This is a genomic window from Robertmurraya phoenicis, from assembly GCF_047302285.1.
In the GTDB taxonomy this organism is placed as follows: domain Bacteria; phylum Bacillota; class Bacilli; order Bacillales; family Cytobacillaceae; genus Robertmurraya.
The window spans coordinates 1,831,984-1,857,431 of record NZ_CP154845.1 but is presented as its reverse complement, the minus strand read 5'-3'; the positions used below and the strand labels follow the sequence as shown (position 1 = coordinate 1,857,431).

The window sequence follows — 25,448 nt, the reverse complement described above, 5'->3', positions numbered from 1 at the left end:
TAGAACAAGGGAGGATGATATATGTTATAGATTAGGAGGTGTCTAGCGTGGGAAAGGATCGCCAAGAAAAAAAATTAAAAAAAAGCAAACAAGTTGAATCTGATAGAGATCAAGCTCTCCATTACCCTGGTGCCACCAAAATGTCGAGCCCAGAAGAAGCAGAAAAGCTTAACGATGGCAAGTAAAAATAAGGCTTGGTCAAAAAGTCGGTAGTAACGACTTTTTGATTCTAGTTTGGAGTGTATAATTTCCCTCGACTTGTGGAAACAGTTGGCGTATCGGTATGTTAACAGGAAAAATTCCGCTTAATGAGCAACCATCATGAAAAAGAGCCGAAATAACAGGAAAATTTCCTGCTATTCACTCAAAAAATGCCAAAATAAACGATTTTTGCCTTCCATAAGCGGAAAATCTTCCGTTATTTTCCCTAAAAGGGAGTCCATTGAAGAGATAACAGGAAAAATTCCGCTTAAGGGTGAGAGATGGTTGCAGCAAAATAGGGTCTGATAGTAGAAATTTAGACAAAGCGGAAATCGATTGGATTCTTGAAGGCTAATTTGCGTTTCACCCGATTTTTTGTACGAGGAAAATCGAAGGTCTTGCATTAATACAAAAATAGAGAAAGGTGAATTTGAGTCCCCTCAAATTCACCTTTTTCATGATTTGAAGCTAGTTATGTCCCAGCCTCTTTCTACTTTCTTTGACTATACGCTTTTGTATCAATACCTCTTTCTGTTAACCAATGATGGCTCTTTCCTGAGATAAGGAGCGGAACCCTTCTTAGATCTGCAATAGTCTTTGCACCTAGTGCGGTCATCATGATTCGGATCTCATTTTCCATTTCTTGAAGTTCTTCAATTAGGGCTTCATATCCATGATCGACGAGCATTCTTAATATTTGCCCAGCAAGGCCTGTTGCCGATGCACCGAGCGAAAGTGCTTTGACAATATCGAGGCTGTTTTGAATGCCCCCAGACCCAATAATCGAAACATTTCTATCGGCCTCATTTGCTTCTATAATGGATACAGCAGTGGGAATTCCCCAGTCATTAAAAAAGGAAAGAAGCTTCTTTCTTCTTTCATTTTCAATCTTTGCAAAATTGGTTCCTCCGAACCCACCGACATCAATTGCGGTCACTCCAACTGATTGGAGCTTAGAAACCGTTTTTCGACTCATGCCAAAACCAACTTCTTTTACAATAACGGGTATTCCAATTTGGCTAGTTATTGATTCGATTCTGTTAAGTGCACCAACAAAACTCCGATCCCCTTCTGGCATTGTTAATTCCTGAATGGTATTCAAATGAATTTGCAACGCATCAGCTTCCATCATGTCTACCGCTGCTTTTGCTTGATCTACTGACGCTTCACTCCCTAAATTCGCAAACACCAATCCATCTTTATTTTCTTCCCGCACAATTCTGAAGGTTCGCTCCTCTGCTGGATCTTTCAAAGCAGACATTTGCGAACCAACGGCAATAGGAATATTTGCTTCTCTAGCTACGATGGCCAATTTTCGGTTAATTTGAAATGTTGCTTCACCGCCACCACCTGTCATTGCATTTATAAAAATTGGCGAACTTAAGGTAAGTTCGCCAATTTTTGTACTTAATTGCACTTGCTCTATAGAACAATCAGGTAAGCTTTGGTGAATAAAAGTGATGTCATCGAAACCAGTGAGTCTGCTTTGTCCTATTTTTAAAGCATGCTGAATATGCTCTGACTTCCTTTTTGCTCTCGTCACCTATATCACCTTTTTATCTTACTCTTTAATTTTTTTTAGTTGATCACCAATCATTTCGCCTAATTGAAATCCTTTTGATTCTTCAGGAAGTTCATAATCAGCAAATTCTGATTCTTTCTCTTCAAGTTCTTTAATGCTTAATGATAATCTTTGAATATCCTCATTCACTTCAAGAACCTTCACTTTTATAGATTGCCCCTCTTGAAGAACTTCATGTGGAGTTCCGATATGTTTGTGCGAGATTTGCGAAATATGCACTAATCCTTCTACACCCGGAAATACTTCTACGAAAGCACCGTAAGAAACAAGTCGTTTCACAACACCATCAAGAACAGAGCCTTTTGGTGCTTTTTCAGCAAGATTATGCCAAGGTCCAGGTAAGGTTTCCTTGATAGATAGTGAAATTCTTTCGTTATCTCGATCAACACTTAGAACTTTCACGTTTACTTGCTGACCCTCTTGTACAACATCTGATGGCTTTTGAACATGTTCATGTGATAATTGAGAGATATGTACTAATCCATCGATACCTCCAATATCTACAAATGCACCAAAATCAGTTATTCTTTGAACAGTTCCTTCTATTACTTGCCCAGGTTGAAGAGAATCTAGAAGTGCAAGCTTTTGCTGACCCATTTCTTCCTCAACAACAGCACGGTGGGACAAGATTAATCGATTTTTCTCTTGGTCCAGCTCAACAATTTTGAAGGTTAACGTTTTATCCTTGTATTCTGAAAAATCTTCGACGAAGTGAGCTTCAACTAGTGATGCTGGTACAAATCCTCTTACTCCTAGATCAACAACGAGACCACCTTTAACGACATCTTTCACTTCTGCCTCAAAGACTTCTCCAGTTTCAAATTTTTGCTGAAGAACGCTCCATGCTTTTTTAGCATCTGCTTTTCTTTTTGATAAAATGAACGCATCATCTTCAACCTTTGTCACTTCAAGCTCTAGCTCTTGGCCAACCTCTGCAACATCGCTTGCTTTTTCAATATGAAGACTCGAAAGCTCGCTAATCGGAATGATTCCATCTAGTTTACTATCTTGAATATTAACGATTACCTGCTTTTCCTCAACCTTTGAAACAGTACCGGTGACACGATCACCGATTTCAAAACTTTTCACTTCTACTTGATTCATCTCTTCGGACATATGTACTCCTCCTTAATCCAATCGCTACTTCCTAAAAAGAAAAATAATAATGAATTAATTCATTTCCCAAATAATAGTCCCTAGGATTTACCAAAAGTAATCCTATTCAATGGTTTTGTACAAGGCAACTTGCACTTTTCTTATAACTTCTTACAAATGCTTCTTTTTGTCAAGAAAGAAGAACTATCTATTCTTCTTATGTGCTTCAATTAGAAGACGAATTTCATTCATAATCACTTCTGTTGTCTCTTCAGGAGATACTTTGTTCTCTCTTAATTGTTTCATATCTATCGGTTTGCCATAGACAACTCTTAACCTTGAAAAAGCTTTGTAAGGACCAATAATGGCACAGGGCACAACATCTGCATCTGTTCTTAAAGCAAAAAAGCCAGCCCCTGCCAACCCTTTGCCTAGTTCCCCAGTTTTACTTCTCGTTCCTTCAGGGAAAAGACCTAATACATTGCCCTCTTTTAATACTTTAAGTCCCTTACGTAGTGCTTCTCTATCACTCATTCCTCGTTTAACGGGGAAGGCATTTAAATGCGGAAGAAGATTCCCTAATACAGGTACCGAGAATAATTCTTCTTTCGCCATAAAATGAATCGTTCTTGGGGCAACAATTCCGACTATTGGAGGGTCAAAATTATGAATGTGATTTGCACAAAGCAAAACCCCGCCTTCTTTCGGAAAGTTTTCTTTTCCGATCACTTCCATACGATAGATCGGTTTTAAAATTCCATAAACGACTGATTTTGCAAATGTATAAAAAGACATCTTATCCGATCCTTTCTATTGCCAACTCCATAATTGATTCAACGACTTCATCAATTGATTTTGAGGTTGTATCAATTACAATAGCGTCATCAGCTTTTTTCAATGGAGCTACTTCTCTCTCCGAATCAAGCTTATCTCTCGCGGCAATTTCTTCTTTCAATATTTCTAAATCGGAAGGATAACCTTTTTCCAAATTTTCAACATGGCGTCTTTGGGCTCTTTCTTCTACACTTGCTAAAAGAAAAATTTTCACTTCAGCTGTTGGCATGACATGTGTTCCGATATCTCTACCGTCCATCACAACGCCACCTTCAGCAGCCAAGTTTTTTTGCCTCCTCACCATTTCTTCTCGAATTAGACGATGTTTTGCTACGATGGACACTTGATTCGTTACCTCCGAATTTCGAATTTCGGTTGAAACATCTCGTCCATTTACCAAGACACGTTGACCATTCTCAGAAGGCTTTAATAAAATTTCTGTGTTTTTGAGAAGGGTTATTAATTTAGATTCATCTTGAAGGTCTACCCTTTCTTGTAATGCCTGAAAGGTTAACCCTCTGTACATAGCACCTGTGTCAACATATATGTAATTCAATTTTTTAGCCACAATCTTTGCAACTGTGCTTTTTCCCGCAGCCGCAGGACCATCGATTGCAATGGATATTCTGTTCATAGTTCCTCCTAGTTGTTCACCAAATATCAGTAAATCTGCTTATGAAATAGTTTCGTGGAAATCTTCACGTCCAAATCTCATGCTGACTCTATTTTAACATATGTATCGCAAATGATATTAAAAAAAGACAGCTATTTTTATTTTTTCATAACCCTCTAAGAAATATGTTTACACTTACATGATCAAAAAAAAGCAGTCTCCTGCTTCACTTTAATCCGTTAAATGTCTCCAATAAATCGGAGAAATTCGTATCTGTTACACCTTCATATTGAGTAATCTCTTTTAACTCAGGCAAGACATTCCACCTATGTAAGAAAACCTGTGTTAATAAGAGAAATAGAAATTGAATGACAATAATCTTTATAATAATTCTTTCTATCGTTTTCATCGTATCCCACCAATACTTTTTTATGCTCTATATTTGCATTATGGGAGTTTTAGATGAAATTTATTCCATTTTACACTATTCCAGCAGTCCCTTTTTCTTTAACGCTACTTGTCGATCAAAGCAAAATCGAAGTAATATTTGACGTTGATGTGAATCTACATCTTTGAACTCAAGGGAGACTTTATTTCTTCGTTCGTCCAGAGGAATGATTCTGACAACCTTCGCGTGAAAATAGAAGTAGTGATACTCACCATTTTTCATCGGAAATACCATCCACGTCGTTACGGTAAGGCCAATATCAAATTTCAGATCACTGGAAACGATAATCGCGGATCCCCCAGCACTAATATCATCTGTCACCGTTACAAATGGTTTAAATTCAAAATTATTAGGGTGAACGGCAACATCGACAGGGGTTTCAATACGCACATATTGGCGTCGCTGAATTTTCATGAGAAGTTCGTCTCCTGGATAGGAGAGGATCATCATTGGAATGTTTTGTTTAATACGTCCTACCACTTCTGCTTCAAAGGAATACACTGTTCCATCCTTCTTCACGAAAGAACACTTAATCTGAGTACCATCAATAAAAAAAGCAGTCTTATTTGTCCCTACATTTATAGGGTAGTCAATATACAGCTGCTGCCCTTTTCTTTCAACTAGCTTACATTTATATTTTTCTATTTTATCTCTATTTTTTAATTCTAACGTAAGTGGGTCTCCGATTTTTATCATCTAATCACACTTCCCATAAAATGCATATTATCTCAAATCAATCGAAAAGCACGATTCAAATACAGCAAAATTGACTTAAGGGATTATGTTATGTCTAATTATGACATGAGCGTGAATAAATTCGCAACATTAAAAATAAAGATTTGACTCACTTATCCAGTTAAAAAGAACTACCCCAAATAAACTTTTAGGATAGTCCTCTAATTCCATATATTCTAGACGTTATTTCTACTAAACGACATCTTCATATATTGGTTCTGCATTCTGTAACTTTTCAACCTTTTCCTCTGTACCGCTATTGGCATTTATAAAGATTCTATATGTGTCATCCCCTAATGTACCTAAAAACTCATAGCAGAGAACTTCTTCGTTTAGATCATTGATGATAATGGCTAAATTCTCTTCCATTATCTTTACATTTGAATTGATTTCCTTTCTTACTTCATCCGCAGTCATCGTCGGTTTAGCAAATTCCCTTGTATGGTGTGCTTTCAAATAGTCGTCTGCGGAAAATCCGATAATTTTCCCATTATCTAAAGCTACCTTTACATGGATGGCATCTGGATAAACACGGACATCTTTCTCATTTGTGACAAAGGTAAAGACTCCGATATTATCATACTGACTGCTTTCAAATAAGTCCAAGTTTTCAAAGTTATTTTCCTTTAAAAATTTTATTGCTTTATTACTTGCATCATTTAGACTGAGCTTTTGATCTTCCACATCTCTTGAAACGATAAACCAGATTGGGAAGCCGCCCTTTTTCGTAATATCCATGTCAGCCTCGATTTTTGTCTTTTTATCCATAATCGAGACACTATAAAAACCAATATCAGCGCCTTTGCCATTATCCGTAACTTGAACTTTTACATTTTCTCCAAAACCTGTATACTTTTTAGCCGTTTTTTCTGCTTCTTCCTTTGTAATTTCATCGCCCTCTAAATACTGATAAAGATTATCCTTCTTTTTTAAACTAACGAAAGTAGGACCAAAATCCGTTTCTCCGTAGCTTTCAACTGTTTTTTCCACTGTTTTAAATCCATCAATAATCGTGTTGTCTAGAGGTTGTTCTTCCGTAGCTAGAGCAAGCTCAACATCCATCCATCTCAAGTTCTTACTGATTACCGTGTGCTGAACATCCCTTAATTCTTTTTGGATATCAGCCGATTGGGCATATAAATCTTTAAGCGTATTGTATTCTTTATCTGATAATGGTTCTTTGTCTAAATCTCGAATTGCCGCACGATAACTAAAATCTCCTATTTGCGCTAGAAACTCCTCTGTTTTGTTAAAAGGGAGGAGGGTAAGAGGTAGTTGCCCTACATCACTATGTGCCTGTGATGTTATTTTCCATACCTCTGCAAGTGCAGGAGATAGAGATGTACGAGAGTTCATTGCCAATGTTGTTCCAATTTTATCGTTCAACAGATCAATTTGATAGGATAAATCATGAAAGGCTCTTTGGTAGTTGTTTTCAGCATTAATCAGAATCGCATTCTTTTCTCGATGCTCCTGATAACCCCAAAAAGCAGTTCCTGCGACACCTAGAGCTAGTACTCCGATAAGAATTCCTCGAATCATGTTTGTCTCACCCCTCTATTTACAGAATATATGCTTTCCGATTCGCTTTATTTGTGGTCTTGACCAAATCCAACCACTCGTTGCTGTATCAGGGTTAAAATAATAGATGGCTTCTCCAGTCGGATCCCAGCCATTGATCGCATCTAACACCGCTTTTTTTGCTTGCTCATTAGGAGTTAACCAAATTTGCCCATCAGCCACCGCTGTAAATGCCCGTGGCTCAAAAATGACTCCTGAGACCGTGTTAGGGAAAGTTGCACTCTCAACACGATTTAAAATAACAGCTGCGACGGCAACCTGTCCTGTATAAGTTTCACCTCGCGCTTCCCCATAGACAGCATTAGCCATAAGTTGAATATCATTTTGGGAGAAACCGTTTGGTACATTTGCTGCTGTCGGTTGTTGAGGCTGTTCGTTTTCTTGGTTATTTTGCCCAGCCGGCGCTTGCTCGGTTGGTGCTTGCTGGCCGGGATTCTGCTGAGCAGGCGCCTGTTGGCCCGTATTTTGTGGCGCGGGAGCTTTTTGCCCTGTATTTTGCTTAGATGGCGCTTTTTGTGCTGGTGCCTTTTGTGCTGGTGCTTTCTGACCTGTATTGCCTTTGGCACCACCACCTGACTTATCTGGACCCTTTTGCTTGTTTAAATCAACACCACCATAATGCGTGAATTTATTTCCTTTATTAATTTGTTCCTTCACGTGTTGCTCATGATATTTCGATGCTCTTGCTAGCATGTTCTTCGTTTTCTGACCCGCTAAACCATCAATTGGCAGGCCAAATTCATATTGGAAATTTCGAAGTGCCCAATAAGTACTCCAGCCAAAAACTCCGTCAATCTTCTTATTGTAAAACCCTAAATATTGGAGCCTTGACTGTAATTCGATAACATCATCTCCAACAGCTCCATGCTGGATGACTTGGTTGGAGAAAGCGTCTGCAGTCTTCTCGTTCATACTCAATGGAACACAAATTATACAAATTGAAATAATAAGGAAGACTTTTGATAATAAAAGCTTCTTGCTCAATGAATGCACCCCCAATTGAATTTGTTTCCTAAGATGAACTTTGTTCCGTAATCTTACTTTAAAAGGCAATGTACTCCACTTGAGCCTATTTTTTGTAGTAAGTGGGTTTTTATTCAAAAAATCAAAGTGCTTTCTTAAAACAAGCTTTAAAACTCTAGTGACAAACATAAAAAAGCCCTCCATTTTTATAATGGAAGGCCCTTGTTTACTTCTATATGATTTTGTGAGTGTAGTGTTCTTGCGTGTTTCGCTTTTCTTAGTGCAAGCCACCATAAGAAGATCATGAATGGAAACATGTACATAACCCAATTTTTTAAAGAAAGTAAGATGTAGTCGTAAATTCCATGCAGAAGAAACGGAAGCATTAAGGAGAGAATAAACCATTTCACTTTTGATTTTTGATTAAATTTTGCTTTTCCTAAATAGTAACCCATAATCACACCAAAAAGTGCATGACTAGACACTGGCAATAATGCTCTTCCCATTGCATACTCTAGTCCATTTCCAACCAAGTAAAATATATTTTCTGCAGTTGCAAACCCTAATGATACAGCCGCTCCATAAACAATACCATCATATGGCTCATCAAATTCTATATGTTGATAAACGGTATAAATGAGAATAAACCATTTAAAAAATTCTTCAAGAAGACTGGTTGAAAAGAAAGCGTGAATCACTTCTGATTGAACCAAATTCTCTACTTCCAGGACATACTGAATAAACATGATCGGAAACACCAGAATCGCTCCATAAATAAATGCCCTAAAAACAAAAGAAACTGGTTCCGAGTCATATTCATCTTTCAAATAAAAATAGCTTAATAGGGCCAATCCAGGCGCTATCCCAGCTGATAATATCCCCAACATTTATGTTCCTCTTTTCAAGGCTTTTTATAAAGCTCTCTATATCTCAATATAAATCAAATCCACCATCTACATAGATCATTCAAAAGTTATTATTTTTGTCCAAAATAAATAAAAAGATTTGAGGAAATCCCTCCTTTAATCGTATCATGGAATAGATAGAATGAAAATGAGAAATACACACGGAGGCTTCATAATGAAGAAAAAGATACTTGTCATTCATACCGGTGGAACCATTTCAATGAGCGAAGACGAAAAAACCGGTGCAGTCACACCTAATGAGTCAAACCCTTTGACTAAAAAAACAGAGGAATTAGTGGATTTTGCTCACTTAATTATAGAAGAACCATTTAACTTGCCTTCTCCACATATCACTCCAACCGAGATGCTAAAAATTCGAGAACTTATTTCCCAACGAAACATATCGGATGAAATAAATGGAGTGGTGATTACCCATGGTACAGATACCCTCGAGGAAACAGCTTATTTTCTAGACTTAACGCTCAACAGCACGATACCAATCGTTGTTACAGGGGCAATGCGTTCTAGTAATGAAATAGGTGCTGATGGATTATATAATTTAATCTCATCGATAAAAGTAGCAAGTAGTGAAGAAGCACATGGAAAAGGGGTTCTCGTCGTATTAAATGACGAAATCCATACAGCAGAAAATGTGACAAAGACTCATACCAGCAATATTAGTACTTTCCAAAGTCCGCAGTATGGACCGATTGGGATTGTAACAAAGCGAGGAGTTGTCTTCCATCATAGTCCAACTCGTACAGAATGTTATCCGATCTCAGATGTTTCCAAAAAGGTGGTTCTGATAAAAGCGCATGCTGGAATGGATTCAACCTTACTAGATGCCATTAATGCATTACCTTGTGATGGAATTGTCATCGAAGCTCTTGGCCAAGGAAATCTTCCTCCAGCAACAATACCAGGAATCCAAGCATTAATTATCAATAATATCCCTGTTGTTTTTGTGTCCCGCTGTTTTAATGGAATCGCGCAAGATACGTATGCCTATGAGGGTGGGGGAAAACAATTGAAAGAAATGGGCGTCATTTTTTCCAATGGACTTAACGGACAGAAAGCTCGTTTGAAACTTCTAATCTTACTGGCGATTACTTCAGACAGGAATCAAATCGAACAAGCCTTTGCGATTTGATTTGAACATTTAGAAAATGCATGGAGATTATAATCAAAAGGTTCGTTTTCGGGTTTATTAATATACACAAGAATTGACGTATGAATGGTCATACGTCAATTCGGTTGGGGTTAAGTTGAGGACCAGATTTGATGTGACGAATAAGTAGACGGAAGAATTCCACTTAATTAGCAATTATCATTAACTAAAAACAGAACAACCACTTACAGTAAATGAAAAAAGGATTAGAAATAAGATATGAATACCCTTATTCAATATCCCATCCTCGCTTCCCACACACAACTCATAATATAAATCCCAGATTCAAAGGAGTACTTACTCAATTCTTCTGTAATTTTATCGCATTCGCAATTTTCTCTCCGTGAAAACGTCCATTTTCAATAAAGATTTCATTAGCGTTATTTCCTGCGGCGATGACTCCGGCAATGTAAATACCTGGTACATTCGTTTCCATCGTCTCTTCGTTAAAGGTTGGTCTACCTGACTCTTCGTTAATCTCCACACCCATTTGTTTAAGAAAATGGTGATCGGGGTGATAACCTGTCATGGCAAAGACAAAATCATTTTTGATTCCAACTTGTTGACCATCTTTCACATAGATCACTTTATCTTCAGTAATTTCCTTGACGTGTGCATTAAACACCATTGTTACAATCCCATTACGAATTAAAGATTCAAACTCTGGGAGAATCCATGGCTTGATGCTTGTAGAAAAGCTAGATCCACGATATATAACCGTTACCCTTGCCCCCGCTTTAACAAGTTCAAGCGTTGCATCTACACTTGAGTTTTTCCCTCCAATGACAACAACATCTTTATCAAAGTAAGGATGCGCTTCTTTAAAGTAATGAAATACTTTAGGCAAGTCTTCACCGTTCACATTCATATAATTGGGATTATCATAATAACCTGTTGCGATCACAACATTTTGACATCTATAAACTTGTTTATCCGTCACAACAGTAAAGGTTTCGTTTTCCTCTTTTTTAACAGATTGTACCTTCTCATACGTATTTACTCTTAACTGTTCTCTCTTTACGACTTCACGATAATAGACTAACGCTTGATTCCGCTTTGGTTTATAATGTTCTGTTACGAAAGGATAATTGCCAATTTCGAGCTTCTCACTCGTACTAAAAAAGGTTTGATGTGTTGGATAATGATAAATAGCATTTACAATATTCCCTTTTTCAATAATGACTGGTTCTATGCCAATCTTCTTTAAGGAGATAGCCGCAGCAATTCCGCACGGTCCTCCTCCAACAACAATAACCTCTTCTTGTTTCATGTTAAAACCACTCCTTAACGACAATAACTAAGGAGGACTCACCTAGTGGTAAGTCCTCTCCGTTATAAAGTTTATATATTTTGCGCTCTCCGCTTATTATTATCCAGCTTCAGCGGCTTCCGCTTTTCTAATTAAATCCAGCCTCTGAATCTGGATGCTTCTGCCATTTTTCTGACTCCTACCATGTAGGCAGCGAGCCTCATATCGACTCGACGGGATTGAGCTGTGTTGTAGATGTTATCAAATGATTTTACCATAACAGCTCTAAGTTTATCTTCTACTTCTTCTTCAGTCCAATAATAACCTTGATTATTTTGAACCCATTCAAAATAAGATACAGTCACGCCTCCAGCTGAAGCTAGTACATCTGGTACGAGAAGAATTCCTCTATCTGTTAAGATTTGAGTAGCTTCTAAAGTAGTTGGGCCATTTGCAGCCTCCACCACGATTTTCGCTCTAATATTATGGGCATTATCTTCTGTTATCTGATTTTCAATGGCTGCCGGAACGAGAATATCACAATCCAATTCCAAAAGCTCTTTATTTGAAATCGTGTTATTAAATAGTTTTGTTACCGTTCCGAAGCTATCACGACGATCAAGTAAATAATCGATATCTAAACCATCTGGATCATATAAGCCACCATATGCATCTGAGATTCCAACTACTTTGGCACCTGCATCATGCATGAATTTTGATAAGAAGCTTCCTGCGTTTCCAAATCCTTGAACAACGACTCGTGCCCCTTTTATTTCAATGCCCTTCTTTTTCGCAGCCTCTTCAATACAAATCGTTACTCCCTTTGCTGTCGCAGATTCCCTCCCATGAGAACCTCCTAAAACAAGTGGCTTTCCAGTAATAAAGCCAGGAGAATTAAATTCATCAATACGGCTATATTCATCCATCATCCAAGCCATGATTTGCGAATTGGTGAAAACATCAGGAGCTGGAATATCCTTTGTTGGACCAACGATTTGACTGATCGCTCGAACATAACCACGACTTAAACGTTCCAGTTCTCTAAATGACATATCTCGTGGATCACAGACGATTCCACCTTTACCGCCACCATATGGCAGATCCACAATTCCACATTTTAAACTCATCCAAATGGAGAGTGCTTTTACCTCTTTTTCAGTTACATTTGGGTGAAAACGAATTCCACCTTTTGTAGGACCTACGGCATCGTTATGCTGGGCCCGGTAGCCAGTAAAGACTTTTACAGATCCATCATCCATTCTTACAGGAATTTTGACCGTCATCAATCTTAAAGGTTCTTTTAATAGCTCGTAGACTTCTTCAGGGTATCCAAGTCTTTCGAGTGCATTGTGTATGACAGTTTGAGTAGACTTTAAGACATCAAGCTTGTCTTCTTGATTTATATTTTCAGTACCTTTCTCGGCTACCATCTAAAATAAACCTCCTAAAATCGCTTTCAATAATTGTCCTCTTTCAGTCACAAGTATACACGTTTGGATAATTAATGCAAGATGAATGAGAGCCTTTTTTACATACAATTAATTTAAAATGTAAACGTTGCCATTCTTATTTTAAAGACACTTTCCTTTAATTACTTCATAAAAGACAGAAAAAGACTTCTATAAGAGTAACTACCCTTATTTAAGGAAGTCTTTGTTCCGTTCATTTAGCTAAAAAATACTCGATAATCGTTTCAATTGCATGATCATTTATCACGTTCTGACCATACTCTTCAAGCCAATGTATGCTCCTTAACGATACATCACCAAATTCTGATAAAATCGCGATAACACTATCCGATTGGTGTAGCGAGTCCTCTTTGAGAGATAAAAAATACTTTTGATTCCAATTATATAGTTTTCCACCAAGTACATTTAAGTTGCTTAAATGTTGTGTTAGTTGAATAACATCCTCAAAATCCTTAAATTCAAAAAGTATGTCTTCATTATTATTAGCCGTTACCGCCATATCTATAAACCCATCATGTAGGGATTGTTCTTCTTCCTCTTCTTCCATCGTCACAATCATGATCATTCCTTGTGCATGCATAGAGAAAATCTCTACTGCAACTGAGCCTTCAATTTTCACGCCAAACTCATCACTTGCCTCTTCAAGCATATCATGAAAAAGCTGATGCCATTTGAGGGAATCTTTCCAAATATCCTCTTTTGTCAATCCTCGTTCCATTAAATCGTCTGATGTAAGGAAGATCTTGATTTTATTATAATTCAATCGCTCAATGCGCATATTTTTTGCCCCCTACTGTGACAACTCTTGCTTTAGTTTATGTAAATAAAGAGGGATGGTGAGTCGTCTAAAAAGGGTTTTTACTATTCTTCGTTTCCTTTTTTTAACGTAATGACGTGAGTTTCCGGGCTAGCACCTAGTCGTAGTGGCAATGAGGTAGTTCCATAACCGTTGCTCACCAGCATTATTGTCTTCCCTAGTCTCTTCAATTTTCCTAACTCATACGGACCGATTCCAAATATTCTTATTTGACCTCCATGTGTATGTCCACTTAATACAAGCGAGATGTGATCTTCTTCTTTTAGTTGATGCTGAATTTTCGGATCATGGCTGACCAATACCTTAAATCCTTCTTCGCCAGAATCTTGAAGAGCTAAATCGAGTCGATCCCTTTCCCTGGATATATCGTCTGTCCCTAACAAAACAAAACGTTCCCCTTCTTCAGATTCAAAAGAAACCGCCGTATTGTCCAAAATTTTGACTCCATATTTTAAAAGTAACCCATCTAATAACCGAGGGTTAATTTCATAGTCATTATTACCCCAAACAAAATAGGTGGGGCCGATTTCGGTTAATAATTTGATATTTTGCTCCACTCGTTCAATCGGTACCCTTTTTTCTAAAAGATCTCCTCCAATGAGCACTAAATCTACTTTCCCCTTCACTTCTTTTACAATCTCCTCAGAAATAACTCGTCGATGAATATCGGAAATAAAAAACAGCTTTACTTCACCTAAGCTGCCAGGAAAGTTCGGAAATGTGATTTCTTGATACAAGACAGGATCAGAATGGGCTACTTTATACATATATGTGATAAGTCCGAACCCAAAGCTCAAAATGAGAAATGCAAAAATGTAAACCATAGTTCCTCCCATATTGCCTTACTATTTTAAAAATCATACCATATCGCCATAAAAAACAGAAAAAATCCCTCTCATAAACAATCTATGAGAGGGAGGCTTTTTCTTGCTTTAATCTTCGTAAATATCTAAAATTCGGAAACCAGTATCCTCCAGTTTTTTCACAAATTTATCGACATTGTCTTTTTTCTCGATCTTCATCACAATTCTACGCACGAGTTTATCCGTTTCATCAAAGGTAACCAAAGAGATGATGTGTTCATGGAATTGATGGGCAATTTCGGCAAGGCGCGCAAGGCGTCCTTCTGTTTCAATCGATGTAAAAGCAATCCTCACTCCAGGTTTCTTTACTCCAAATGCAGATTGAAATTGCTCCAATACATCGAATCTTGTCACAACACCTAAATATTCATTTTTATCATTTACAACCGCTAGCAACGGGAAATCCTTCAGTTCAAGTAAGGTTTTCTCAAAAATTTCTTGTCCTTGCAAATATTTATTTTGGTACGTTGCGATATCTGCACAACTCGTTTTCTCCAAATAATCTTCTCTAGAAAGGTTCGAGGTAAAAAAACTCTCATAGAGATTATACCTTGTCACTATACCTGCATATTGATTACCTTTTAACACTGGTAATCCGTCGATTTTATGCTCTTCTAATTTGTCCAAGGCAACCCTTAACGGTTCATCAGCCCGGACGGTAAATGTTTGATGTTTCGGTATCATAATATTCTTAACAAACATTTTTTTCACCTCCGTATTAATATGTACACTACTATATTCTACAATATTAGAAAGAACTCCTTTCCTTATAATGAAAATAACTGTCATGTCTGCCGTTTTTTTTCATAAAATTGAATGATATATCCATAAAGGAGGTCAACTATGTTTACACCTTATAAAACTTATTCCCCGTACGTTGGTCCATTTGATCCTTGTCCACCGATTAAGGTTAAAAAATATTCCACACCACCTAATTTGTATATCGGATTTCAACCAAATAATTTTCCCCAATTCTCACCAATGGAAGCATTACGGGCTGGAACTCTATGGAAGCCATTTTACGACCCTTATTACAATTCTCGTGAATTAGCTGCTAAGGGAGGAAAACCATCATGAGTAAACAATTGCCACCAGAATTTTATGAACTGATGGAGCAGCTTCAAGCAGTTGATTTTGTTCTTGTCGAACTAAGCTTGTATTTAGATACCCATAACAACGATTTAGAAGCCATCAATCAATTTAATCATTACGTAAAGGAGAGAAAAAAATTAAAAAAAGCGGTTGAAAGTGTGTATGGTCCATTAATGCAGTTCGGGCACAGCTATTCCGGGCAACCATGGAATTGGGACGACGCCCCATGGCCGTGGCAAGTTTAATAGAGCAAACACTTCAACAATAGGAGGGATAGATTCATATGTGGATTTATGAAAAAAAGCTCCAATATCCAGTTAAGGTTAGTACTTGTAATCCGATGCTCGCGAAATTTCTGATTGAACAGTATGGAGGAGCCGACGGAGAATTGTCTGCTGCGCTCAGATATTTAAACCAGCGCTATTCGATACCAGATAAAGTAATTGGGCTTCTAACTGATATTGGGACCGAGGAATTTGCCCATTTAGAGATGATCGCAACTATGATTTATAAGCTCACAAAGGATGCTACCCCTGAACAGATGAAAGCTGCAGGACTTGGCGACCACTATGTAAATCATGATAATGCCCTCTTCTATCATAACGCCGCCGGAGCACCTTGGACGTCAACCTATATTCAAGCAAAAGGGGATCCGATTGCCGATCTTTATGAGGATATTGCGGCAGAGGAAAAAGCACGAGCTACCTACCAATGGATCATTAATGTTAGTGACGATCCTGACCTGAACGATGGTTTGAGATTTTTAAGAGAACGTGAAATTGTTCATTCCCAGCGTTTCCGGGAAGCTGTAGAAATTCTTAAGGAAGAGCGGGATAAGAAGATATTTTTTTAATCTGTCAAAGGCAGTGGCTAAACACTGCCTCTTTTAATTTTGCCTGAAATTATTTATTCTCGTGATAAAGATTGATATCATAATTCTTTTTCATCATTTCAAAAACGAGATGGCGATTTTTCCAAGCTTCTTCTGGCTTCCATAAGTCCTTGCTTTTATCAATGATTTCACATCGCAAGGCATGGTATTCTTTTTCCGCCTTATCCTTCTTCTCTTTTAATAGATTCATTAACCCGTACAAGCCTACTATTAAAACAAGAGCATATAGATTATAGGATTGATCAACGAATGCCGAAAACATCGCTGCAAAAGAATATGAATACGGTATCATAAGTGTTTTATATAAGATAGAAAGGTATATAAAGGACGAAAATACAGTCAACCAGATAACGATAAAATGTCTGAATGTAAAGGTATCAAACTTTCTTTTTCTTTCCACTACTTTTTGGAGCATTTGCTTCGTTGCCTTATCTGTACGATCATCAAGCATATTAATCGATGTCTCCATTGTGGTCCTCCTTGTTACCTACAAATCCCGAGTTGCATTTGTAAAATTATATGATCTTGTCCTTCTATTTATGATAAAAAAGACAATGCTATTTTGAAAATAACATTGTCTTCATCCTTACTTTTGGATTGGTATTTTTAATGTTTGTCCAAGCTGTATTTCATTTCCTTGAATGCCATTCGCTTGTCTAATAATGTCAATTCCCGCTTGCGACTTATAATATTTCATGGCAATCCGGTACAGTGTTTCTTCCTTCTGTACTTTATGATAAATGATTTCTTCTTGTACAGTTGCTTTATCATTGTTTGAATCCTTATCTGGCACGGTTGATGAAGGAGGCGTAATCTCCTCTTTCACTGGTTCAACTTTTTCTAGTTCAGGAGCAACTTCTGCTTCAAGCTCTTCCTTTTCCTCCTCTTCATCTTCCTCAATGACTATCTCCGTCGGCTCTTCCTCGTCCTCGAACACTCGCTCAACTGGGTCATCATTTCTAACATCGACTGACTCTATATTCCCTGATAAGTTTTGCTCAACTGATGCAGTCCGCTTCGCCTTACTTTCATTGATGGAATAAATGCTGAAGCTAACAATCGGTAACAGGATAAAAAAGATAGCTAATAGCCGAATAAGCGGGTATTTCAACTTTACCCTTGTCCTCTTCGCCTTTTGATAATGCACTCTGCTTCTTGGTGGCAGCTCTTTAGATAACTCTATATGCTCGAGTTCCTCTTTCTTTGTAATTCGTTTTCTTAAACGTTCCGCTTGATCACGGTATGGTTTCTCATTATTCATGATTAATTCCCTCCTGTTCCTGAGGTAGTTGTTTATTAAATCGCACCGTCAAACCTAATAGAAAATCGACAATAAAATGTAGAACAATCGTGACGAGAAGATTCTCCGTCACGAAGTAAATGTAACCAATAAAAAAACTGAGAAGCATAATATTGACAAAAAGAAATTTATTAAACAAATAACGATAATGGATAAGTGCAAAGAGAATACTTGTGACAACTAATCCAAAATGAGTTTGGATGACCCCTCTAAATAAAATCTCTTCACTCACTGCAACCATGGCAGCAATTCCGGCAATTTGCCAAATCGTCCTATTTTCAAACATCCGCTTATTCAAACCACCATCATCATAATAGGATGGTGGCAAAATTTTCATTAATAAGACATCCAAAATAACAATCGTTAATCCAGCAACTCCTCCTACATACCAAATCTTCCAATCATTCCAAACGAAAAGAGCCCAGAACGATGAAAAATCTTCAAATAGAAAAAACCCCATCACTAGTGCAATGACTAGCAATAACACTTGCGTTGCAATAAGGTGAAACGTGATTTCCCGATCTGATAACCCTTGAATTAATTCTGTATATTTGTTTTTCATGAATTCACGCTCACTCTTTTAGTAAAATGGTGGATAAATAGGATTGCCAATCAAAAGGAAAAGCTTTCGCCTCTGTTTTCTCCTCTTTTTTCCTAAATGGCTCAAAATCAATCCCACATACATCACAGCAATCCTTAATCACTATTTTCTTTTCTTCGTCAAAATAATTCAAGATTTTTTCTCTTCGACATTGATGCGATTGTATCCAACTCTTGAGTTCTTCAATCTTTTGCTTCTTTAAGCTTGTTCTTTCTTCAACAAAGTGCATAAATTCTTTCAAATTGGATGGCAAATGTTCGCTATCGTCCACACTTTGTATAAAGTCACTTATTAATCGCCATTGAATATCATTAAGGCCAGCAAAGTTCCGAACCTCTTCTTCATAATGTTTAATGTTCTTAACAGTAGAACCGTTCACCCATTGGTTGACACGTTCAATTTGAAACTCGTTCGGTAATTCATTTTCGACTAAATGATAGGAAAGAGCTTCATCACCTGGTGAATATAACAAAATAGCCAAGCTGTTATTTCCGTCTCTACCAGCACGACCAATTTCCTGCAGATAGGATTCAATTTGTAATGGCATATGATAATGAATTACAAAACGAATATCCTCTTTGTTCACTCCCATGCCAAAAGCACTCGTAGCACAAATGATCTCAAGCTGACCATGGATAAATTGCTGTTGAATGAGGATACGGCTTTCCTGGTCCATCCCTCCATGATAAGCCATTACTCTGGCTATTCCCTCAGACTTCAAACGTTCAACAATCGCTTCTGCCCTTTTACGACTTGAAAAATAAATGATTCCTGGACCCTGCATGGATGAAACTAAGTCCAAAAGTCGCTGTTCTTTTTCCTCTGGAGCCTTTACTTCTTCTACCTTAATCGCGATATTAGGACGATCGACAGAAAATATATGCTCTTCCCAAGAATGTAAATGTAAGGCTTTGACAATATCTGTCACTACTTCTTTCGTGGCAGTCGCCGTCAGTGCTAACGTTAACGGATTATCCAGCTCTTCTCTTACCGAACCGAGTTTCATATAATCTGGGCGAAAATCATATCCCCATTGCGAAATACAATGAGCCTCATCTATGACAAATAAGGAAATGGACAAAGCTCGAAGCTTTATCTTTATTTCCTGGAGATTTAGCATTTCAGGAGAGATGAAGATGAACTTATACTTTTCGAGTTGGTTTAGTACCCTAATTCTCTCAATTCCTGTTAAAAATGAGTTAAGGGCAATCACCTTTTTTTCTCCCTGCATTTGCATCTGTTCGACCTGGTCTTGCATCAATGACAAAAGCGGAGAAACAATCACCACTGCACCGGGCAATAAATATCCTGGAAGTTGATAGCACAAAGATTTGCCTGTACCAGTAGGCAAAACAGCTACCGTATTTTGGTTGTCCAAAACAGAAGACACAACCTCTTTTTGCCCTGGTCTAAATGAAGAAAAACGGAAATGGTCTTGTAATTTTTTCTCCAAATTATGATTCATTGTTATCACCAAATTTGCTCATCACTAACCGTATTTGAAAATATGTTGCTTCTGGTACTAATTCACGTATATATCTTAATTGTTTAGATGCTGCCTCTTCGTTCGCTTTCAAAATCAGTTTCATTTTTTGCTTGTCCACAAAAGGATCAATTTGAAATGATTTCACTTGAAGAGCAAGCTCCACAATATGATCCTGTATGGTACTGACCTTCAATTTTCTTATTTGAGCTATTTTTTCAATTGAAAATCCTTTATCTAAGAGGTCTAACGTTTTTTTACTCGATTCTGTAATCGGCAGTGAGGTTTGCACATCCATTATTAGAGAGAATAAAAGTACAAATCTCTTTGGATCATTTTGAACTTTTTCCAAAATATAATGTATTAATGCTTGAAATTGATATTGGTACAGCGTTTGTTCCATGTCTAGATAATCAAATGCTTGTTTTTCCGTTAATCCGATGGTTTCATAACCAGTTAAGCGAATAATTAACACACTTGGACTGATATCAGCACACTCGTCCAACACAAGGATGAGTTCTTCATATAGCTTTCGACTAAATTCCTTGCGATTAAGCCGATTATTTAAGAAAAAGCTTTTTAACCAGCTAAGCAACTGTCTATTTCTCTGAATCGGGATATAATTCCGATCTTCATTTACTAAATGGGAAGTTACTTGAACCACCAATGATAATCTTTGCCAAAACACCTCTGAATACTGATAATTCCAGCCATTTAAATAAGATAAAAAAGGGTAATTTTTCGATTCTTTCTTCATAAACGCTCTTCCACTATCTGTAAGAACATAATGTTGCTCATTTGTTTGAACAATTAAATTTAACCTTTCAAGCTCCATAATGATTGCCTCGAATTGTTGTCTAGTTAACGCACTATATGTTTTATAAAATCGAGTAATTTGGAAAAGATGTGCATCTTGAATGGTTTGGGAAGATTTCTTTCCGCATAGGAGATGATATAAAGAGTAAATCGTTCTCTCATTATTTATTTTATGTAAACATAGAAGAACGACCAAAAATAAAAAAGGAGTTGGCATTCTATCACCCTATTACTATATTTTGAAAAATGATGGATTAAAAGAGTCAATAATCAACGATATAAGTAATTCTATAATTCGACTTGTTTCTCCATTTATTTTACCATGAAAACGAAGGCAAGGATCATATTCCATTCGAAAACGTTGTTATGATAAGCATTATCATTATTTTTTTATTGAAATGTTGCTCATACAGTTTTACAATAAAGGATGAGGGATACGTTTCAGATACTTTATGAAATGTATAAAAATAAATGTTTAATTCATTGGGAGGTTTTTTCATGGCAAAATACACAATTGTTGACAAAGAAACATGCATCGCATGTGGGGCTTGCGGAGCTGCGGCACCAGATATTTATGATTACGATGATGAAGGCATCGCATTCGTTACACTTGATGATAACGAAGGAATCGTTGAAATTCCAGATGTTTTAATAGACGATATGATGGACGCTTTTGAAGGTTGCCCTACTGATTCCATTAAAGTTGCTGACGAATCATTTGATGGAGATGCATTAAAGTTTGAATAGAATACAAAAAACTCCTCTCTAATTTATGAGAGGAGTTTTTTTGATTTATATAAAGGAATTTCCATCACTTTCAGGAAGCATTATTTAAAAGCAATATGCCGCTGTTTACCAATCCACGTACTCATTCTAGTAAAGAGAAGCATGAATACGATTGAAATCATGATTCCTTTAAGAATATTAAACGGAAGAATACCTGCCACGATCATTTGACGTGTTTCCTCCCCTGACATTGCTGGGAATCCCATAAACATAGTGTAAGCTGGCAAAAAGATGAAATAATTCAAAACGCTCATAACAAGAGCCATCAAAATCGTTGACGTTAATAAGGCATAGGTCATTCCCTTTTTCGTTTTCAGTTTTTCATAGATGTAATACGCAGGGACTACGAATAGAACTCCTGCCACGAAATTCGAGAAATGGCCAACTGGAATACCTGTATCACTACTTGTCAAAATGTAGTCAAGAACATTCTTAAATAATTCAACCAAGACCCCTGCAACTGGACCAAAAATTAATGCTGCAATTAAAGCAGGAATATCACTAAAATCCACCATTAGAAACTTTGGAAAAGGTGGTAGTGGAAAGTTTAAGAGCATCAGAACAAACCCAATACTACTCAACATTCCAATTGAAACTAAAGCTTTGACATTGTACTTCTTCATTTTCCTCTCTCCTTTTTAGGATCCATCTCTCCTAAAGAAGAAAGGTTCAGCATTTACTAAGCTAGCCTAATGAGAACTAGACAATGATGTCCATAAAACAATTCGTTCTATGCCACAAAACGTATACTTTTTTTTAAACATCATCCTATTTTCCCCAAAAAACACAAACTCCCCCAAGTGAACTTGAGGGAGAATTACGGCACGCTTAATAAACATTCAAACTAGCATAATTTGAACGTTTGCAGAACCTCCATCTTCTCCCATCCAGACTATACTGTCGGCTTTGGAATTGCACCAAATCCTGCCAAAGCATTTCCATCGTATTCAAGAAGCATGCTTCCCAAATACATCTTCATGCTTATTACTGGCTCGCGGGCTTTAGAGAAAATATCTCATTACCGCCGGTCGGGAATTACACCCTGCCCCGAAGATAGACCAATATTTAATTACACCATTATTATAGCGTACTAAAGCTTCTTTGTGAAGAACTTAACCTTATACTCGTTATTTTTGTTATTTTCAACGATTTTATGGTAAATTATAATAGGAATTTCATAAAAAGATAGGTATTTTATCGTTTTGAAAGAAACCTATCAACATTTTATGTAAAAGGAGATAAACATGGATAAAATTCTTATTTTCGGTCACAAAAATCCAGATACGGATACGATTTGTTCTGCAATCGCATATTCTCATTTAAAAAATCAACTTGGACTAGATACTGAGCCAGTTCGTTTAGGCGAGTTAAACGGCGAAACGGAATATGCTCTTAAATCATTTGATCAAGAGGTACCTCGCCTCATTTCTACTGTTGCTTCTGAAGCTAAGCAAGTCATTTTAGTCGATCATAATGAACGTCAACAAAGTGCAGATGACATCAACGATGTACGTGTTTTGGAGGTCATTGACCACCACCGAATCGCCAATTTTGAAACAAGTGAGCCTTTATACTATCGTGCAGAGCCTGTAGGATGCACTGCTACTATCCTTAAAAAACTCTATAAAGAAAATAACGTAGAAATCGAAAAGAATATTGCAGGCTTAATGCTATCAGCAATCATATCCGATTCTTTATTATTCAAGTCCCCTACTTGTACAGAAGAAGACATCCAAGCTGCACGTGAACTAGCTCTAATCGCTGGCGTAGACGTGGAAAAGTATGGCTTAGACATGCTTAAAGCTGGAGCTGACTTAAGCGAGAAATCAGTTGAACAATTAATCTCCCTAGATGCTAAAGAATTTCAAATGGGAACGAGTAAAGTCGAAGTAGCACAGGTTAATACAGTTGATATTCAAGATGTACTATCAAGACAGACAGAATTAGAAACTGCTCTTCAAGCTGTCATCGACAAGAAAGGCTTAGATTTATTTGTCTTTGTTATCACTGATATTTTAAATAGTGATTCAACTGCTATTGCTTTAGGTCACTCAGTTGATGCTGTAGAAGAAGCCTATGGTGTGAAATTAGAAAACAATACAGCCCTATTAAAAGGGGTAGTTTCTCGTAAAAAACAAATCGTCCCAGTTTTAACAGATGTTTTAAACAAAAGATAATTTAGAAGGCAAAGGATCGTAGGTCTAAAGATGGCCTACGATTTTTACTTATATATGACACCTAACAAGGAAAACGTTTTCATATTTATACGAACATTAATTCTTCATTGACAGATTAATATTCGTTTTGTAAAATAATCAGAAAATTGATAATTAGTGGGAGATGTTCAAATGTATCAAGTTTTAGTAGCTGATGCAATTAATGCAGAAGGCTTGCAACCATTATTAGACTATGCAGACGCTCAATTAATAGAAAAAAAGGTCACAGATCCGGATGTAGACTTAGAAAAAATTGATGCCATTCTTGTAAGAAGTGCGACCAAAGTGACCGAAGAACTCCTTGAAAAAATGCCCCAATTAAAAATCATCGCCAGAGCAGGTGTCGGTGTTGATAATATAGATGTTGATGCAGCGACGAAACGAGGAATTATTGTCGTCAATGCTCCAGATGGAAATACGATTTCAACTGCTGAGCATACTTTTGCGATGATGGCCTCTTTAATGCGTAATATCCCTCAAGCACATGCTTCTGTTAAAAATATGGAATGGAAAAGAAATACCTATGTTGGAAATGAATTATTTGGGAAGGCACTTGGGATCGTTGGATTAGGTAGAATTGGATCAGAAATTGCAAAGAGAGCAAAAGTATTTGGAATGACTGTACTCGTCTTTGATCCATTTCTAACAAAAGAAAGAGCAAAAAGTCTAAATGTCCAAAGCTGTACACTTGACGAAGTGCTTGAGCAGGCTGATATCATCACTGTACATACCCCGCTAACAAGTGAAACAAAAGGGTTAATTAACGAAAAAGCATTAGAAAAAACGAAAAAGGGTGTTTATTTTCTAAATTGTGCCCGCGGTGGGATCATTGATGAACAAGCATTAGCTGTCTATATTGGCAACGGACATGTTGCTGGCGCTGCCCTTGATGTATTTGAAGTAGAGCCACCAGGAGAGCACCCACTTTTAAAATTTGAAAATGTGATCGTAACCCCACACTTAGGAGCTTCTACGAAAGAAGCACAATTAAACGTGGCAACACAAGTAGCTAAAGAAGTAAGAACCTATTTCGAAGATACACCGGTCACAAACTCGATCAATCTTCCAGCTATGTCAAAAGATATTTATGATAAGATCCGCCCATTCCACCATCTCTCAAAACAGATCGGCGCTATCTTATCACAATGTGTAAAAGAAGGTGTTCATGAATTATCAATTACCTATGCGGGAAGCGTCTCAGATCTTGAAACATCTTACTTAACAAAAGCACTTTTATCCGGTTTCTTTAAGAACCGAATTGATGTACATGTAAATGAGGTAAATGCTCTCATTACCGCAAAAGAACGAGGCATTACCGTCGGTGAAAAAATTTCAACGAACTCTTTTGGCTATGCGAACAGCATTACCGTCACTGCTAAAATTGAAAACAGACAGTTTACCTTAAGAGGTACTTATATCGATCATTACGGTCCTCGGATCGTTTATATGAATGATTTTAATATTGATTTTCATCCTGAAGGAAATTTACTCTATATTCAACATATGGATCGCCCTGGTGTCATTGGCCGTGTTGGTAAAATATTAGGTGATCATTCTATTAATATAGCGACCATGCAAGTGGGTCGAAAAGAAGCAGGTGGTGAAGCCAGTATGGTTCTATCCTTTGATAAGCCCCTAGAATCCACTGCTTTCGAATTGCTTTCTAAACTAGATGATATTGTATTAATGAATCAAATTAGTCTTTAATTTTTTTGTTTTATGGATCGGAGGAGTGTAAA

At 37.2% G+C, this 25,448-nt stretch carries 28 protein-coding genes and 1 riboswitch; of the genes, 8 read left to right on the top strand and 20 right to left on the bottom strand.

Going from position 1 to position 25,448, the window contains the following annotated elements:
• The first annotated feature begins 47 nt into the window (after positions 1-47).
• On the top strand, positions 48-185 hold the full coding sequence (locus AA0X71_RS09150) for a YpzI family protein (protein ID WP_413361556.1): 138 nt from the start codon (positions 48-50) through the stop codon (positions 183-185).
• Positions 186-691: 506 nt separating this feature from the next.
• Here AA0X71_RS09150 and fni read toward each other — a convergent pair.
• From fni to prsW, 9 genes are all read right to left on the bottom strand, one after another.
• On the bottom strand, positions 692-1,744 hold the full coding sequence (gene fni / locus AA0X71_RS09145; RefSeq protein WP_413361554.1) for a type 2 isopentenyl-diphosphate Delta-isomerase: 1,053 nt from the start codon (positions 1,742-1,744) through the stop codon (positions 692-694).
• An 18-nt stretch (positions 1,745-1,762) separates the two neighbouring features.
• Complete coding sequence (gene rpsA / locus AA0X71_RS09140) at positions 1,763-2,899, bottom strand: 30S ribosomal protein S1 (protein ID WP_413361552.1); 1,137 nt, start codon at positions 2,897-2,899, stop codon at positions 1,763-1,765.
• A 183-nt stretch (positions 2,900-3,082) separates the two neighbouring features.
• Entirely contained in the window at positions 3,083-3,673 is a 591-nt protein-coding gene (locus tag AA0X71_RS09135; RefSeq protein ID WP_413361550.1) for a lysophospholipid acyltransferase family protein, read from the bottom strand.
• A gap of 1 nt (position 3,674) precedes the next feature.
• Positions 3,675-4,346: a (d)CMP kinase gene (cmk, locus tag AA0X71_RS09130; protein ID WP_413361548.1), complete on the bottom strand. Its 672-nt coding sequence runs from the start codon at positions 4,344-4,346 to the stop codon at positions 3,675-3,677.
• 205 nt (positions 4,347-4,551) lie between these two features.
• Entirely contained in the window at positions 4,552-4,734 is a 183-nt protein-coding gene (locus tag AA0X71_RS09125) for a DUF5359 family protein (RefSeq protein ID WP_413361546.1), read from the bottom strand.
• Between the two features lie 75 nt (positions 4,735-4,809).
• On the bottom strand, positions 4,810-5,469 hold the full coding sequence (locus AA0X71_RS09120) for a flagellar brake protein (RefSeq protein ID WP_413361544.1): 660 nt from the start codon (positions 5,467-5,469) through the stop codon (positions 4,810-4,812).
• 231 nt (positions 5,470-5,700) lie between these two features.
• Positions 5,701-7,050, bottom strand: coding sequence for a germination protein YpeB (gene ypeB, locus AA0X71_RS09115; protein WP_413361542.1), 1,350 nt, complete (start codon positions 7,048-7,050; stop codon positions 5,701-5,703).
• A gap of 15 nt (positions 7,051-7,065) precedes the next feature.
• Positions 7,066-8,073 (bottom strand): spore cortex-lytic enzyme, encoded by a 1,008-nt coding sequence (gene sleB, locus AA0X71_RS09110; RefSeq protein ID WP_413361540.1) that lies wholly within the window; start codon positions 8,071-8,073, stop codon positions 7,066-7,068.
• Positions 8,074-8,258: 185 nt separating this feature from the next.
• Entirely contained in the window at positions 8,259-8,939 is a 681-nt protein-coding gene (prsW, locus tag AA0X71_RS09105; protein WP_413361538.1) for a glutamic-type intramembrane protease PrsW, read from the bottom strand.
• 193 nt (positions 8,940-9,132) lie between these two features.
• Between prsW and AA0X71_RS09100 the strand changes: the two genes are divergently transcribed.
• Positions 9,133-10,107, top strand: coding sequence for an asparaginase (locus tag AA0X71_RS09100; protein ID WP_413361536.1), 975 nt, complete (start codon positions 9,133-9,135; stop codon positions 10,105-10,107).
• A gap of 319 nt (positions 10,108-10,426) precedes the next feature.
• On the opposite strand, the gene AA0X71_RS09095 is transcribed toward AA0X71_RS09100, so the two are convergent.
• The 5 genes from AA0X71_RS09095 to AA0X71_RS09075 form a co-directional block, all read right to left on the bottom strand.
• Positions 10,427-11,395, bottom strand: a complete 969-nt coding sequence (locus AA0X71_RS09095) for a YpdA family putative bacillithiol disulfide reductase (protein WP_413361534.1) — start codon at positions 11,393-11,395, stop codon at positions 10,427-10,429.
• Between the two features lie 131 nt (positions 11,396-11,526).
• Positions 11,527-12,804: a Glu/Leu/Phe/Val family dehydrogenase gene (locus AA0X71_RS09090; protein WP_413361532.1), complete on the bottom strand. Its 1,278-nt coding sequence runs from the start codon at positions 12,802-12,804 to the stop codon at positions 11,527-11,529.
• Positions 12,805-13,036: 232 nt separating this feature from the next.
• The gene (locus AA0X71_RS09085; RefSeq protein ID WP_413361530.1) at positions 13,037-13,621 is read right to left on the bottom strand and encodes a genetic competence negative regulator; all 585 of its coding nucleotides are present in this window, start codon (positions 13,619-13,621) and stop codon (positions 13,037-13,039) included.
• A gap of 83 nt (positions 13,622-13,704) precedes the next feature.
• Positions 13,705-14,484, bottom strand: a complete 780-nt coding sequence (locus AA0X71_RS09080) for a metallophosphoesterase (RefSeq protein WP_413361528.1) — start codon at positions 14,482-14,484, stop codon at positions 13,705-13,707.
• 108 nt (positions 14,485-14,592) lie between these two features.
• Positions 14,593-15,225: an HPP family protein gene (locus tag AA0X71_RS09075; protein WP_413361526.1), complete on the bottom strand. Its 633-nt coding sequence runs from the start codon at positions 15,223-15,225 to the stop codon at positions 14,593-14,595.
• 141 nt (positions 15,226-15,366) lie between these two features.
• Between AA0X71_RS09075 and AA0X71_RS09070 the strand changes: the two genes are divergently transcribed.
• The 3 genes from AA0X71_RS09070 to AA0X71_RS09060 are packed head-to-tail and all read left to right on the top strand — an operon-like array spanning position 15,367 to position 16,468.
• On the top strand, positions 15,367-15,600 hold the full coding sequence (locus AA0X71_RS09070; protein ID WP_413361524.1) for a spore coat associated protein CotJA: 234 nt from the start codon (positions 15,367-15,369) through the stop codon (positions 15,598-15,600).
• A complete protein-coding gene (locus AA0X71_RS09065; protein WP_413361522.1) occupies positions 15,597-15,860 on the top strand; it encodes a spore coat protein CotJB in 264 nt (87 codons plus the stop codon). The genes AA0X71_RS09070 and AA0X71_RS09065 overlap by 4 nt, the downstream gene beginning before the upstream one ends.
• 38 nt (positions 15,861-15,898) lie before the next feature.
• Positions 15,899-16,468, top strand: a complete 570-nt coding sequence (locus AA0X71_RS09060) for a manganese catalase family protein (protein WP_019154335.1) — start codon at positions 15,899-15,901, stop codon at positions 16,466-16,468.
• Positions 16,469-16,517: 49 nt separating this feature from the next.
• Here AA0X71_RS09060 and AA0X71_RS09055 read toward each other — a convergent pair whose 3' ends face one another.
• From AA0X71_RS09055 to AA0X71_RS09035, 5 genes are all read right to left on the bottom strand, one after another.
• The gene (locus AA0X71_RS09055) at positions 16,518-16,976 is read right to left on the bottom strand and encodes a YpbF family protein (RefSeq protein WP_413361520.1); all 459 of its coding nucleotides are present in this window, start codon (positions 16,974-16,976) and stop codon (positions 16,518-16,520) included.
• A 117-nt stretch (positions 16,977-17,093) separates the two neighbouring features.
• On the bottom strand, positions 17,094-17,768 hold the full coding sequence (locus AA0X71_RS09050; protein WP_413361518.1) for a LysM peptidoglycan-binding domain-containing protein: 675 nt from the start codon (positions 17,766-17,768) through the stop codon (positions 17,094-17,096).
• A complete protein-coding gene (locus AA0X71_RS09045; protein ID WP_413361516.1) occupies positions 17,761-18,369 on the bottom strand; it encodes a CPBP family intramembrane glutamic endopeptidase in 609 nt (202 codons plus the stop codon). The genes AA0X71_RS09050 and AA0X71_RS09045 overlap by 8 nt, the downstream gene beginning before the upstream one ends.
• 10 nt (positions 18,370-18,379) lie before the next feature.
• Positions 18,380-19,873 carry a RecQ family ATP-dependent DNA helicase gene (locus AA0X71_RS09040; protein ID WP_413361514.1) on the bottom strand — a complete coding sequence of 498 codons (1,494 nt, stop codon included), beginning with the start codon at positions 19,871-19,873 and terminating at the stop codon, positions 18,380-18,382.
• Positions 19,863-20,924, bottom strand: a complete 1,062-nt coding sequence (locus AA0X71_RS09035; protein ID WP_413361512.1) for a helix-turn-helix domain-containing protein — start codon at positions 20,922-20,924, stop codon at positions 19,863-19,865. Before AA0X71_RS09035 ends, AA0X71_RS09040 begins: the two co-directional genes overlap by 11 nt.
• Before the next feature lie 281 nt (positions 20,925-21,205).
• Here AA0X71_RS09035 and AA0X71_RS09030 point away from each other — a divergent pair, with 281 nt between their 5' ends.
• Positions 21,206-21,454, top strand: coding sequence for a ferredoxin (locus tag AA0X71_RS09030; RefSeq protein WP_413361510.1), 249 nt, complete (start codon positions 21,206-21,208; stop codon positions 21,452-21,454).
• Between the two features lie 80 nt (positions 21,455-21,534).
• Here the strand turns inward: AA0X71_RS09030 and AA0X71_RS09025 are convergent, their stop codons facing one another.
• Positions 21,535-22,116: an ECF transporter S component gene (locus AA0X71_RS09025; RefSeq protein ID WP_413361508.1), complete on the bottom strand. Its 582-nt coding sequence runs from the start codon at positions 22,114-22,116 to the stop codon at positions 21,535-21,537.
• A gap of 248 nt (positions 22,117-22,364) precedes the next feature.
• A riboswitch (FMN riboswitch) is annotated at positions 22,365-22,552 on the bottom strand.
• A gap of 185 nt (positions 22,553-22,737) precedes the next feature.
• Between AA0X71_RS09025 and AA0X71_RS09020 the strand changes: the two genes are divergently transcribed.
• Positions 22,738-23,670 carry a manganese-dependent inorganic pyrophosphatase gene (locus AA0X71_RS09020; RefSeq protein ID WP_413361506.1) on the top strand — a complete coding sequence of 311 codons (933 nt, stop codon included), beginning with the start codon at positions 22,738-22,740 and terminating at the stop codon, positions 23,668-23,670.
• A 171-nt stretch (positions 23,671-23,841) separates the two neighbouring features.
• Positions 23,842-25,416 (top strand): phosphoglycerate dehydrogenase, encoded by a 1,575-nt coding sequence (gene serA / locus AA0X71_RS09015; protein WP_413361504.1) that lies wholly within the window; start codon positions 23,842-23,844, stop codon positions 25,414-25,416.
• Positions 25,417-25,448: the final 32 nt, after the last annotated feature.